This window comes from Amycolatopsis sulphurea, assembly GCF_002564045.1.
GTDB classification, from domain to species: domain Bacteria; phylum Actinomycetota; class Actinomycetes; order Mycobacteriales; family Pseudonocardiaceae; genus Amycolatopsis; species Amycolatopsis sulphurea.
Map to the genome: position 1 here is coordinate 2,325,389 of NZ_PDJK01000002.1, position 12,045 is coordinate 2,337,433.

Below are 12,045 nucleotides of genomic sequence, written 5' to 3' on the forward strand. Positions count from 1 at the left end.
CGTGCTGTGGATAGCCTGTGGATGACTGGGGGCAATCAATCACAGGTGTCGGCCAGCCTGTGGACAGAGTGGGGACAGTCTTCGGACGCCTCAGAAGAACCGCAGGTCAAACCCTGTGTAGAGACTGTGGAGAACTTCCTGGAAACTCGTCCGGCGTGTCGCGCGGGACGGGTCCTTCGGCGTGTCGCGTCCGGGTGGTGACGGGGGCCTGTGGATAGGTGCTACGGAGGGTAGAGCGGATCCACGATGGGCTGAACGAAGGATGCGGCGGCCATTCGGCGCCGGTTTCGCTGCGTTCCGTGATCGGCGGGGAAAAGCGCAGGTAGCCGTCCCGGAATGAAAAATCCTGGTGGAGTTCACCGGACGGCCACCGGCGCGCGGCCGCGGGAGGAACTCCACCCGGAGTGTTCGTGTGGTCAGCCCAACGCGCTCTGCGCCGATCGCAGCCGCGCCGAGATCGCCTGCCGCGACCCGGGGGTGTAGACGAGCAGCGACTCCCGGCCCGGCCGTTCTTCCATCAGCCACCGGCCGTCGTCGGTGTCGATGAAGTTGACCGGTTTGGGGATCCGGCGCCGGGTGCCGTTGGGCGAGCGGACCGCGACGTAGAGCGCCCCGGACCCGGTGCGCGGCGCCTGCATGATCCGCTGGATCTCCTTCAGCGGCGACACCGGCTGGTCCCGGCGGTGGCCGGACTGCATGATCGAGCCGCGCGGCTCGTCGGCCGTGGCCGGCTTGCCGCTTTCGAACTCGGCCCGGCTGGTGACCAGCGTCTGCCCCGGCGGGGTCCGCGCGTCCGGGACGATGTCGAGGAAGGTCTCGAGCAGCCGGTCCGGCCGCTGCCGGGTGACCGCGATGGTCGGCATGCCGCTGACCCGGACGAGCCCGAAGCCGCCGCCGTTGCCGCTGCCCACCAACGCGGAGAAGGTGGCCGGGCTGCCGTCGGAGAACTCGCCGTCGAACCAGCCGTAGTACTCGATGTGCGGATGGGACAGGGAATCGATCAGCGCGAGCAGGTCGCGGTCCATGCCGCGAGGGCCCATCAGCCCGGCCTGCCGAAGCCCCGCGTTGACCTGCTCGTCGAGCTTGCGCTCGTCCTCCGGTACGTAGAACGCCGCGGTCTCACCGATGACCTGGTGCGGTTCCGCGCCTCGCCGCCGGATCAGGTTGCACAGGGTGTACGCCGTGAAGGTCACCGGCCCGTCGAGAGTGATCACGTTGCCGGGCCTCATTCACCGATCACCGGCGGGACGGTGAGCTCGTCGGAGCCGAAGAGTTCGTTGTTGTCCTCTTCCAGCAGGTACTTCGTCTGGTGTTCCTGGTCGTCCTCGCCCTTCTTGCCGCCGCCGTGGGCACCCATGCCGCCCATTCCCGACGCGCCGGAACGACCGGCCGCTCCGCCGGCACCCATGCCGGCACCACGCGCGCCGCTGCCCGCACCGCCGCCGGCCGCGCCTTCGGCCGCCGCGCCCGACCCCATCCCGCCGGCGCCGAACGCGCCGGGCCCGAAGGCCGCCGAGCCGACTCCCCCGGCCCCGGAACCGGAGCCCGAACCGCCACCACTGCCGCCCGGCCCGAACCCGGCGCCGCCGAAGCCGCCGGAACCGAAACCGCCACTGCCGCCAGGACCGAACGAACTCGAATCCGGATTCGGCGGCACGTAGCTCGACGCCGAGGTGGTGTCGTTGGACGGATCGAACCTCGGGATGTCGGTCTTGGGCGGGGTGAACGCCGGCGGACGCGTCTTCGACGGATCGAAGCTGGGGGTGTCGAGTTTCGGCGTGTTCGTCTTGGGTGGGGTGAAACTTCCGCCGCCACCGAACTTGCCGCCACTGCCGACGCCACCGGTCCCGACTCCGCCGACGCTGCCGGTACCACCGGTGCCGATGTGCGGAGTGGTTCCGCCGTCGGAGATGTTGTTGCCCTGCCAGACGTTGTACTGCGGCATCCCACCGGCGTTCTGGTTACTGGAGCCGTAATACGCGGTGTAGGCCTGGACGTTGGTCTGGCTGTCCTGGTTGTACTTGTTGATCTCGTCGTCTTTGTCGCTCCAGGGAGCGTGGTCCATGAGGCTCATCTCGGGCGGGTCATCCGGCAGCTTCTGGACCTTGCCCTTGACGTTGTGGAACGCATCCAGCTGGTTGGTGATGAAGGTCCCGCTCGTGCCCAGATTTCTGGCCGAGTCCTCATGCCATATCTTGAGCGCGCCGGCACCGCCCTGCGCCGCGGCCGCACTGTCGCCTTTCCAGGCACCAGTCAATTTGTTGTTCAGCGCCTCGATGGCGCCGGCTCGATCGGTCTGCTTGCCCTTGAGCTGATCAGCCCCAGTTTTGCCGTTCTCGAGCGATGCGGTGTTGCCCTTGCTGATCTGCTGGTAGATGTCGTACGCAGAGATCGATCCGCCGCCCACGTTGGCCTGCAGATTCTCGGCGGACGGCCCGCCGCTGAACATGCTGACCAGCCCGCCGACCGCACCACCGACAACGGCACCGACCGGTCCGCCCACAGCGCCGCCGACCACCGCCCCCGTCGCCACGTTTTTCAACGTGCTGCCGTTGTCCCCATTCCCCATGATGAGTTTCTTCCTTCCGGGCCCGGCTGCCGCCAGGTGGTAATCACTGCGCTGACTTGAGATGGTTGACCATTGCCGTGCTGACCTTGTTTAGTGCGCCGCATGGATCGCTATGGTTTTTCCCTGCCGTGACCACTGTGACGACTGAAACGCTGAGTTGGTCGGTGACGCCGACAGTGAGGCTGCAGACGCCATTCGAGCGGTCGTCGGCCAGCGGTGAGCCGAATACCCCGGGATAGCCTGCGATTGTGGTCGGCTCGAAGTATTTGTAGGTGGCCTTGTTCGAGTAAAGGTCGCCAAGGCCATTCTTGTTCGGGGTGAGCGGCGATATCGTGATGCCGTTCCCGGGAAACCTGGTGGAGTGCCAGTTGCAGCCGGCTAGTGATTGTCCGTTGGGTTTTCCGGGTGTTTTCAAGCCGAGGCTTGCGGCGTCGCTGTCTCCGAGGGCGGTGCAGGGGTCGGCGATCAGCTTCTGGGTCGGGAGCGGGGACGGTACCTTCGGGGCGCCGGAGTTCGTGGCCGATGAGCTGCTGGAACTGGCGGAAGCAGGCGGCTCGGCGGTTCCGCCGGTCTTGCTACTGCATGCGGTGAGCAGACCGAGAACAGCGACGGTTCCGGCGGCGAATCGGGTGATGTGTTGAGACATATCTTGTTCAGTACCCGCCATTGTTCTGCTGATCCAACTGGTCGCGGTGTTCTTGTTCGGCGACGGTGATCTTGTTCTTGGCTGCGGTGAGTGCGGTGATGAAGTTCTGGGTGTACTTGACCATCTTGTAGTGCTCGTCGAGCAGGCTCTGCCCGGATGTGTTGGCGCCGTTGTTGATGAAGGTGTGGCTGGCGACCTCATCGGCCGGTGCTTGCACGTTGGCCACGGCTTCGGCGTATTGACGGTCGTCAGAGAGGTCAGCGAGCAGGTCCTGCCACTGTTTGATGACGCCGTCGACCTCGTCCGCACTGAACTCGTAGCCGCCGGCCTTGCCGTAGCCGCCGACCATGATCGGCGGGACGTCGGGGACCACGGTGTCCTTCAGTGGGTCCGGTGCGGGTTTCGGATCGGCCATCTCAGTGGACCCCCTTGTAACCACGGCTCGCGCCTCAACGTCGAAATCGGCAGCTTGGATGGTAACGCACGCCCGTTGGTTCCCGCTCCGTGTTCGGAACTTTGCCAACAGACTTCGGTGACGACCGGCGGCGCCGTCGTTCTGGGAGGTTACCGCAGGTCAAGCGGGTGATTATAAGGTTGGCTGAGGGGTGGGAGTCCGAGTCTGGGCCGAAGCGGTGCCGGGCCGGTTGACCAGTCCGGCTGATGCGACGTCGTCCGGCTGGGCCGATCGACCTGTCGTGCCGAAATGCTGAGCTGGGCCGGTGACGCCGACCGTAAGGTTGCACAAGCCTTCGGAGCGGCTGTCGCCCAGCGGTGAGCCGAATACCCCGGGATAGCCTTCACTTGTGGCCGGCTCGAAGTACTTGTAGCCGGCCTTGTTCGAGTAAAGGTCCTCCAGGCCGTTCTTGTTCGGGGTGGGCGGAGAAATCGTGACCAATTTTTTCTTCGTAGCAGGTCGAGTGCCAGCGATATGACGCAGGTGACGAACGAAAAGCCGGCACCTGCCCCGCGAACGGGGGCAGGTGCCGGCTTGGTGATGGAGTGCGGGGGCTCAGGCCGAGACGGCCTTGACCTCCAGGCGCACGTCCACCTTCACGTCTGGGTGCAGACGGGCGTGCACCGTGTGCTTGCCGGTCGTCTTGATGTGGTCGCGCAGGTCGAGGACGCGCTTGTCCAGCAGCGGGCCGCCCTGCGCCTTGATCGCGTCGACGATCTCGGCGGCGGTGACGGAGCCGAACAGCTTCTTCGAACCCGCGGCGGCCTTGCCGGTCAGCTGGATCGCGCCGAGGCCCTCGAGGGTCGCCTTGATCTCGCGGGCGTGGTCGAGGTCGCGGATGCGGCGGGACTCCTGCGCACGCTGGATGGTGCGCACGTTCTTTTCCGCGCCCTTGCTGGACGGGATCGCGTAACCGCGCGGCAGCAGGTAGTTGCGCGCGTAGCCGTCCTTGACCTCGACGATGTCGCCGGGGCCGCCGAGGTTCGCCACGTCGGTGGTGAGAATGATCTTCGCCATGACTCGGGCCTCCCTCAGCGCGCGGTGGACGTGTAGGGCAGCAGCGCCATCTCGCGCGAGTTCTTCACCGCGATGGCGATGTCGCGCTGGTGCTGGCTGCAGTTGCCGGTGACGCGACGGGCCCGGATCTTGCCGCGGTCGGAGATGTACTTCCGCAGCAGGTTGGTGTCCTTGTAGTCGATCAGTTCCGGACGGCCCTTCTTCTCGGCCTTGCAGAACACGCAGACCTTCTTCTTGGGCTTACGAATGGGTGGCTTGGCCACAGCAATACTCCTGGAATGCTAGAAAAACTGAGATCAGAACGGGGGCTCGTCGGAGAAACCGCCGCCGCCACCGCCCGCGGGCGGGGCCGAGCCCCACGGGTCGTCGGCCGGGGCGCCGCCACCGCTGCCGCGGTTGCCGCCGCCACCACCGAAACCGCCGCCTCCGCCGCCGAAGTCACCGCCGCCGCCACCGCGGCTGACCTTGTTGACCTTGGCCGTCGCGTAGCGCAGTGAGGGGCCGATCTCGTCGACCTCGAGCTCGACGACGGTGCGCTTCTCGCCTTCCTTGGTCTCGAACGACCGCTGCTTCAGCCGGCCCTGCACCACCACGCGGGCACCCCGCGTGAGCGATTCGGCGACGTTCTCGGCCGCCTGCCGCCAGATGTTGCAGCGCAGGAACAGTGCCTCGCCGTCCTTCCACTCGCCGCTCTGGCGGTCGAGGGTGCGCGGGGTGGACGCGACGGTGAAGTTCGCGACCGCCGCACCGGAGGGGGTGAAGCGCAGTTCCGGGTCGGACGTCAGGTTCCCGACCACGGTGATGACGGTGTCTCCAGCCACGGATGGCGTCCTTTCGGATCAGGCCTTGGCGGGCGCGGGCTTGGCCGCGGCCTTGACCTCACGGCGCATGACCTTGGTGCGCAGGACGGTTTCCTGCAGCGAGAGCTGCCGGTCGAGCTCCTTGACGGCATCGGCCGTGGAGTTCAGGTCCAGCAGCGCGTAAATGCCCTCGGCGTGCTTCTTGATCTCGTACGAGAGGCGACGACGGCCCCAGACGTCGACCTTCTCCACGCTGCCGCCGGAAGTGCGGATCACGTTGAGGAAGGTGTCCAGGGTGGGGGCGACCGTACGCTCGTCGAGCGTGGGGTCCAGGATGACCATTACCTCGTAATGGCGTGACACAACCACTCACCTCCTGTGGGCTCTGCGGCCACGGCGGATCCGTGGCAGGAGGGTTTGTCCTGGGTAGCGTACCCGGCCGCCCCGGCACCGCGGTCCGGCGGGGTCCGGGTAGGACGGGGCCGGGTCAGGACGCCCGGCGCAGCACCCAGGTCCGGACCAGCGCCGCGGTCACCCCGGCGAGCAGGATCACCGCGAGCAGCATCGGCAGCTGCACCTGGGTGCTGCCGCCGCGGGTGGCCAGCGCCTCCGCGTTGCCCGCGTTGCGGACGTCCGGGCTCTGCTGCCCCTGCGGGGTCTGCCCGGCCGCGGGCTGCGTCACCGTGCCCGCGCCGGGCAGCGCGCCGCCGGTCGGGTAGCGGGCGCCCGGGGCGAGTGGGACACCGGGCAGGCCGGGGGCACCCGGGCTGCCGGGAGCGATGGACGGGATGTTCCCGTAGTCCCGCGGCGGTGCGGTGCCGGTGGCGCCGGGCTGGTGGCCGGCCAGCGGCCTGCCGTCCGGCGCCGTGGTGCTGTCGCTGCGGGCCGGGGAGCTGCTGGAGGCGGGCGAACTCGACGAGGGTGCCTGGTAGTTCGTGGCCACGGTGGTCAGCCCGCAGGCCGAGGCGACCTTGCTGCGGATCGCGCTGAGCACCTGGTTCTGGGTGGCCGCCGTCGCGCCGAGACCGGTCGCGCCGCGGAGGTTGTTCGCGACCGTCGCGCCGATCGCGTCGCCGCCGATACTCCCGCCCGCGGAGCTGGGGATCTGGCCGACCGCCAGGTTGCCCTTGCCGGCGATCGCGGTGGCCAGCCCGTCCGGCCAGACGGTGAGGAAGTTGAGCAGGGTCACCTGCTCACGGGTCGCCTGCCGGACGATCTCCTGCATCGAGGAACCGGGCAGCGCCACGGTGTCGCCCATGCTGCCGCTGACCGAACCCCGGCAATCGCCGGCCAGCGTGGTGGCCGCGGAGGCGGTGCCCGAACCGAGGAAGGTGCCTCCGGTGACGAGGGCGGCCAGCGCGGTGGCAGTGAGCGCTCGGCGAGTTCTCTGCCAGGTGGGGATCTTCCGCACGGGCACTATCCTCCGCTGGTTTCGGACACGGGGCATGGCAAGGGGGACAACGAGCCGGTACCGCCGAAGATACTGCTGAGTTGGCCTAACCCGCAGCGGCCATCCGGCGGAGTACCCAGGTGCGGACCAGCCCGGCACTGACTCCGGAGAGTGCCAGAACGGCGATCAGAATGGGCCAGTCCAACCCGTTCGTGTGGTTGTTCCCGGAGTTCGGTTCGGTAACGCCTGCGCCTGCCCGGCGTTCTGCACGGTCCGGTCGCCACCCGATGGGGTTCCGAATTCGGGGAGGCCGTACTGCGGGGAGTAGCCCGGGATCTGGCTGCCGTAGCGGAGTGCGGGCGACGGCGTGAACAGCCCGGCCATCGCCATCGGGATGGCGCTGTAGTCCCGCATCGGCGCGTATCCCGTCGAAGCGCCGAACGGGAGGCTGCCGAAGCTCGGCATCAGCGACGACAGTGGTCCGCTGCCATCGCCTGCGGGCAGCAACGGGCTGTTGGCGCCGGGAAACGGGGTCTGCCCGGCGGGCGCGCCACCTTGCGGGGCACCGCCCTGGGGAGCGCCGGCGGACGGCGGCTGCCGCGGGTTGGGGCCCGGGTTCTGTGCCGCAGGCGCACCGCCGAGCGCTGTGCCTGCGGCGGAAAGCCCTTGCTGCGCGGCATTCGTGGTGCCGGAGACCACGCCGTCGACCGCGCTCGCGGCCGGCGCACCGACCACCGGGACGGGCGCGACGACGGCGTCGACCACCTGCACCGTGACCTTGCAGACGGTGCCGAGTACCGCGTTGATGGTCCCAGTCAGTACACCGGAGACCTGGCCGACGACGCCGAGGTCCAGCGGCAGGCCGAGCAGCGGCGCGGTGGCTTTGACGTGGTCCCCCGGTTTGGCCGTGATGGTGGCACCGCACGGCGCGGTCAGGGTGTCCGCGGACGCGGTGGCGGGGGTCGCGAGGGCGACCGAACCGGCGAGGGCGAAGGCGGCGGCACCCAGCGTGATCGCTCTCCTTGACCGATCGTGCATGGGTCGACCCCTTCGCCGCGTTCGACTCCCTGCCGGGGACAACGAGGGTAACGAACCCGGGTGACGCCTACTCGGCTTGGCGGTTCAGTCAATCGGGTGAATTCAATTGATACGCAGAGTGATCAGGTGCGGCTGCCACGCAGCCAGGCCCGCACCAGCGCGGCGGCCACGACGGCCAGCGCGAGCACGGCGAGCAGCAGCGGCAGCCGTTCTGGCAGGTTCGCGGCGGGTAGCGCCTGCGCGGAGCCGGACTTCTTCTCATCGACGGTCGGCGGCACCGAGCCGGACGGGAGCTGACCGGGCACGATCCGGGTGACCATCGGTGCCTGCGCCAGGTTCGCGGGCAGCATCGCGGCGCCGGTGAAGACGCCGGAAATCGAAGCGAGATCGTCCGGACCGCCGATCGGCACGGGGTTCAGCCTGCCGCCCGGGGCGGGCACGGCAGCACCGGGCTGACCGGGCTGACCGGGCTGACCGGGATTCGTGCCCGGGCCGGGCGGATCCGGCTGCGGCCGGGGTTGCGGCTGCGGCTGCGGCTGCCCGCCCGGCGGGGTGCGCTTCGCGGCGCCGAGCAGCGACTGGGTGGTGTTGCCGAGGTCGTTCGCCGCGGCCTGCGCCGCCGGGCAGGCATTCGCGACGAGTCGGTCGGCCACCGGGACATCGTCGACGCCGAGCCCGCGGGCGAGATCGCCGACCGGCACGGTGAGCAGCGGGCGTTTTCCGTCCGCCTGCTTGGCTTTCGAGTCGAGCCCGACGGTCAACCGGTTGGGGGCGTTGAGCGGGGCGCCCGCGTCGAGGGAGAGTCCGTTGCCGCCCTTGCCGTTCTGGAGCGTGGCGTCGCAGGTGCCGTTGAGCGTGGCGCTCGGGCCGGCCTGCGCCGTGCCGGGGAAGGCGAGCACGGCCGACAGCACCGGAATCGCGAGTGCGATCCCCAGCGACGTCGCCCGCCCAGCGTGCTTCCCCATACGCCCCTCCGACAGCCCGATCCTGATCACGGAACGCGCTCACGGTACTGCACGAGCGTCACCGGCTGGGGCCGAAGGCGGCGAATCGCCCGGGGGTAGCGTTCGGACCATGCAGATTGGCGCCCATGTCCGTGACGACGATCCGCTCGCCGCCGTCGCCGAGCGAGAAGCCGACGTCGTCCAGTTCTTCCTTTCCGACCCGCAGGGCTGGAAGGCCCCGAAGCCGCATCCGCACGGCGAGGCGATCAAGGAATCGCCCGTGGAGGTGTTCATCCACGCGCCGTACCTGATCAACGTCGCGTCGCTGAACAACCGGATCCGCATCCCGTCCCGCAAGAACGTGACCCAGCACGCCGACGGCGCGGCGGCGATCGGGGCGAAAGGCCTGATCGTGCACGGCGGGCACGTCGGCGCCGGTGCCGAGATCGAGAAGGGCCTCGAGAACTGGCGGAAGCTCTTCGAACGCGAGGCGGACAAGGGCGGCTTCGCGGTGCCGATCCTGATCGAGAACACCGCGGGCGGCGATCATGCGATGACCCGCGAACTCGACGTGATCGCCCGGTTGTGGGAGCAGGTCGGCGAGTTCGGCGCGGGCTTCTGCCTGGACACCTGCCACGCCTACGCCGCGGGCTGGGATCTCGCCACCGCCGTGGATCGGGTCAAGGCGATCACCGGCCGGATCGATCTGGTGCACTGCAACAACTCCCGCGACGAGTTCGGCTCCAACCGCGACCGGCACGCGAACGTGGTCGAGGGCACCATCGACCCGGAGCTGCTCGCCGAGGTGGTCCGCCAGGCGGGCGCCCCGGTGGTGGTGGAGACCCCGGGCGACGGTCAGGCCGCGGACATCGCCTACCTGCGCGAACAGCTCGGCTGAGCGCTCACCTCAGGGACGGCGGTGGCGGGCCGTTCGAGCCACTCCAGGTCCATCGGCACCAGTGTCGTCGACAGCACCAGCTCCCGCAGCAGGTTGACGGTCAGCGTGGCTCGCCCACTTCCTCGGGGCGCAGGCCGTCTACCCCGGCGTCGGAAAGTCGTTGCCGGACACGGAAACGAGGTGTTCGACGCGTTTGGCGGTCCAGGTCTCGTGCGGTCGCCGTTCGGCGGCCGCGCGGCGGATCTGCGCGAACGGACCGTCCTCTTCGGAGCCCCACGGCGAGTGGCCTTCGATCGCGGCGTACAGGTGGCGCCGAGGGAGAAGACGTCCGAAGCGGGACCGGCTTCGCCGCCGTCGGCGACTTCCGGTGCGACGTACCCGAGCGTGCCGGTGAGCTGGGCGCCGCCGCGCGGGTGACCTCGGTCCAGCGCGCGATGCCGAGATCGGTCAGCTTGGCGACGTCGTCCGAGGCCACCAGCACGTTGCCCGGCTTGACGTCGCGGTGCACGATGCCGCGGGCGTGCCTGTCCGCCAACGACGCACCGGTCCGCCGCACGCGCGCCTCGGTCAGCGGGCCGTCCTCGCCGAGCGAGCGCTTGAGCGTGACCGGCCTGCCGAGTTCGAGATCGAGGGCCCGCCAGACGACCCCCATGCCACCGCGTCCAGCCGGTACCGGCCGGCCACTACGCGCCCCTGGTCACCGGCAGAGTCTACGAAACCGGACGGGTCCTGCCTAGGTCGTGGCGCCGGAATCCTCGCATTCGCAGCTGGTCACGGGCCCCGGCCAGCACGCCGCCCGCCGGATCGTCGTCGCCGGAGAGCCGGATCAGATCGGTGCGCGGGCGGTAGATCTCGCGCACCACCAGCACGCACAGGCCGGCCACGGCCAGATCGCGCAGCACCACCGTGCCCAGGAACCAGCCCTCCGGTAGTCCTTTGTGGTCGATGCCGAGGTAGTAGAACATCCGCGGGACCCAGACCAGCGCGTCGAGCGCCATCCAGCCGAGCAGCAGGCGCCAGCGCGGGATCGCCAGCACCGCCAGCGGGATCAGCCACAGCGAGTACTGCGGGCTCCACACCTTGTTCGTGAGCAGGAATGCGGCCACCGCGAGGAAGGCCAGCTGCCCGAGGCGTGGACGGCGGGGCGCGGTCAGCGCGACGTACCCGATGCCCGCGACGCAGACCAGGAACAGCACGGCCACCACGGTGTTCAGCACCGCCGGGTTCTGTCCTTTTTGGAGCACTCCGTCGAAGCCAGCCCAGCCGGTGACGTAGGAGATCGCGTTGTACAGCGAATCCGGGTCCATGGGGCGCAGCGTGTTGAGGCGGAAGAATTCCCACCAGCCGCGGGTCGCGATGAAGATGAACGGCAGGTTCACCACCAGCCAGGTGAGCACCGTGAACAACGCGGTCCGGCGCCACGCTCGCAGCTTCCCGGCCCGTAGGCACAGCACGAACAACACGCCCACCATCAGCAACGGGTACAGCTTCGCGGCCACCCCGATCCCGAACAGCACCCCGGCGATCTTCGGGCGTCTGCGCGACCAGGCGAGGATCCCGGCCGCGGTGCACGCGGTGGCGATCGCGTCGAAGTTGGTGAACGCGTGCACCAGCACCAGCGGCGAGATCGCCACCAGTACCGCGTCCCACGGCCGGCGTTTCATCGTGCGCCCGGTCGCCCACACCGTGACCAGCCACGCCAGCGCGAGCCAGAACGCGGTGATGTTGAAGTACACCGCGACCGGCAGGGCACCGGGCAGCCAGCCGGAACCGGCCACCGACAGCCAGCCCGCGGCCAGTTTCGCGTTCACCCATTGGAACAACCCGGTCACTACCGGGTACTCCATGTACCGGGTGCCGTCCGGCGAGGTCTGCGAGTCCTCCTGCCACGACGAGACGTACGGGAAGGTGTGCGGATCGTCCAGCTTCTCCGCGCTGTAGAGCGGCACGACGTCCGAATAGCACATTGCCACGAACGGCCGCCCCGACCGCCAGTCGAGCTGGCCGGCCCCGCTGGAGTCGGTGTACTGCTGGATGCACGAGGCCTTCCCGAACCAGCACACCACCAGCGCGAGCAGGGCGAGCCCGAGGCCCACGCGCTGCGGGGACCAGAACCAGTGCCTGCCCACCGCGGCGTGCTCCCCCAGCGGCCCGCCGACCGGTCTCGTCGCCGCGGCCACCAGCGGATCGTGTCTGCTGGGCGCGATCCGCTCCGCGGGCGTCAGCGTGCGCGGTGCCGCGTCCGGATCGGCGGCGGCGGGGTTGGGCTCGTCGGGCACGCCGCGGATG

The 12,045-nt window shown here is 69.2% G+C and carries 15 protein-coding genes; 1 reads left to right on the top strand and 14 read right to left on the bottom strand.

Going from position 1 to position 12,045, the window contains the following annotated elements; all coding sequences use genetic code 11:
* Positions 1-416: 416 nt before the first annotated feature.
* The 12 genes from ATK36_RS16955 to ATK36_RS17005 form a co-directional block, all read right to left on the bottom strand.
* Complete coding sequence (locus tag ATK36_RS16955) at positions 417-1,214, bottom strand: ESX secretion-associated protein EspG (protein ID WP_245914817.1); 798 nt, start codon at positions 1,212-1,214, stop codon at positions 417-419.
* Positions 1,215-1,225: 11 nt separating this feature from the next.
* Positions 1,226-2,569, bottom strand: a complete 1,344-nt coding sequence (locus ATK36_RS32285) for a hypothetical protein (protein WP_170069779.1) — start codon at positions 2,567-2,569, stop codon at positions 1,226-1,228.
* Between the two features lie 43 nt (positions 2,570-2,612).
* Complete coding sequence (locus tag ATK36_RS16965) at positions 2,613-3,215, bottom strand: DUF3558 domain-containing protein (RefSeq protein WP_170069780.1); 603 nt, start codon at positions 3,213-3,215, stop codon at positions 2,613-2,615.
* A gap of 7 nt (positions 3,216-3,222) precedes the next feature.
* Positions 3,223-3,630, bottom strand: a complete 408-nt coding sequence (locus ATK36_RS16970; RefSeq protein WP_245914819.1) for a hypothetical protein — start codon at positions 3,628-3,630, stop codon at positions 3,223-3,225.
* 171 nt (positions 3,631-3,801) lie between these two features.
* Complete coding sequence (locus ATK36_RS31525) at positions 3,802-4,110, bottom strand: hypothetical protein (protein ID WP_141544471.1); 309 nt, start codon at positions 4,108-4,110, stop codon at positions 3,802-3,804.
* Between the two features lie 114 nt (positions 4,111-4,224).
* Positions 4,225-4,686, bottom strand: a complete 462-nt coding sequence (gene rplI / locus ATK36_RS16975) for a 50S ribosomal protein L9 (protein WP_098512456.1) — start codon at positions 4,684-4,686, stop codon at positions 4,225-4,227.
* Positions 4,687-4,700: 14 nt separating this feature from the next.
* The gene (rpsR, locus tag ATK36_RS16980) at positions 4,701-4,949 is read right to left on the bottom strand and encodes a 30S ribosomal protein S18 (protein ID WP_003098744.1); all 249 of its coding nucleotides are present in this window, start codon (positions 4,947-4,949) and stop codon (positions 4,701-4,703) included.
* 33 nt (positions 4,950-4,982) lie between these two features.
* On the bottom strand, positions 4,983-5,507 hold the full coding sequence (locus ATK36_RS16985; protein ID WP_098512457.1) for a single-stranded DNA-binding protein: 525 nt from the start codon (positions 5,505-5,507) through the stop codon (positions 4,983-4,985).
* 18 nt (positions 5,508-5,525) lie between these two features.
* Positions 5,526-5,849, bottom strand: a complete 324-nt coding sequence (gene rpsF, locus ATK36_RS16990; RefSeq protein WP_199730364.1) for a 30S ribosomal protein S6 — start codon at positions 5,847-5,849, stop codon at positions 5,526-5,528.
* Positions 5,850-5,973: 124 nt separating this feature from the next.
* Positions 5,974-6,897 (bottom strand): calponin homology domain-containing protein, encoded by a 924-nt coding sequence (locus ATK36_RS16995; RefSeq protein ID WP_342752025.1) that lies wholly within the window; start codon positions 6,895-6,897, stop codon positions 5,974-5,976.
* A 165-nt stretch (positions 6,898-7,062) separates the two neighbouring features.
* Positions 7,063-7,914 (bottom strand): hypothetical protein, encoded by an 852-nt coding sequence (locus ATK36_RS17000; RefSeq protein ID WP_245914821.1) that lies wholly within the window; start codon positions 7,912-7,914, stop codon positions 7,063-7,065.
* A gap of 122 nt (positions 7,915-8,036) precedes the next feature.
* On the bottom strand, positions 8,037-8,879 hold the full coding sequence (locus tag ATK36_RS17005) for a hypothetical protein (protein ID WP_098512460.1): 843 nt from the start codon (positions 8,877-8,879) through the stop codon (positions 8,037-8,039).
* Between the two features lie 109 nt (positions 8,880-8,988).
* Here ATK36_RS17005 and ATK36_RS17010 point away from each other — a divergent pair, with 109 nt between their 5' ends.
* On the top strand, positions 8,989-9,756 hold the full coding sequence (locus ATK36_RS17010) for a deoxyribonuclease IV (RefSeq protein WP_098512461.1): 768 nt from the start codon (positions 8,989-8,991) through the stop codon (positions 9,754-9,756).
* Between the two features lie 100 nt (positions 9,757-9,856).
* Here ATK36_RS17010 and ATK36_RS17015 read toward each other — a convergent pair whose 3' ends face one another.
* Both ATK36_RS17015 and ATK36_RS17020 read right to left on the bottom strand, forming a co-directional pair.
* Positions 9,857-10,408, bottom strand: coding sequence for a protein kinase domain-containing protein (locus ATK36_RS17015; RefSeq protein ID WP_245914824.1), 552 nt, complete (start codon positions 10,406-10,408; stop codon positions 9,857-9,859).
* Positions 10,409-10,466: 58 nt separating this feature from the next.
* Positions 10,467-12,035: a glycosyltransferase family 87 protein gene (locus ATK36_RS17020; protein ID WP_098512462.1), complete on the bottom strand. Its 1,569-nt coding sequence runs from the start codon at positions 12,033-12,035 to the stop codon at positions 10,467-10,469.
* Between the last annotated feature and the right edge of the window lie 10 nt (positions 12,036-12,045).

Excerpts from the sequence above, each read along its gene's own strand:
- ATK36_RS32285 (WP_170069779.1), bottom strand. The coding sequence starts at position 2,569 with ATGGGGAATGGGGACAACGGCAGCACGTTGAAAAACGTGGCGACGGGG.
- ATK36_RS16965 (WP_170069780.1), bottom strand. The coding sequence starts at position 3,215 with ATGTCTCAACACATCACCCGATTCGCCGCCGGAACCGTCGCTGTTCTC.
- ATK36_RS16970 (WP_245914819.1), bottom strand. The coding sequence starts at position 3,630 with ATGGCCGATCCGAAACCCGCACCGGACCCACTGAAGGACACCGTGGTC.
- rplI (WP_098512456.1), bottom strand. The coding sequence starts at position 4,686 with ATGGCGAAGATCATTCTCACCACCGACGTGGCGAACCTCGGCGGCCCC.
- ATK36_RS17000 (WP_245914821.1), bottom strand. The coding sequence starts at position 7,914 with ATGCACGATCGGTCAAGGAGAGCGATCACGCTGGGTGCCGCCGCCTTC.
- ATK36_RS17005 (WP_098512460.1), bottom strand. The coding sequence starts at position 8,879 with ATGGGGAAGCACGCTGGGCGGGCGACGTCGCTGGGGATCGCACTCGCG.
- ATK36_RS17010 (WP_098512461.1), top strand. The coding sequence starts at position 8,989 with ATGCAGATTGGCGCCCATGTCCGTGACGACGATCCGCTCGCCGCCGTC.
- ATK36_RS17015 (WP_245914824.1), bottom strand. The coding sequence starts at position 10,408 with ATGGGGGTCGTCTGGCGGGCCCTCGATCTCGAACTCGGCAGGCCGGTC.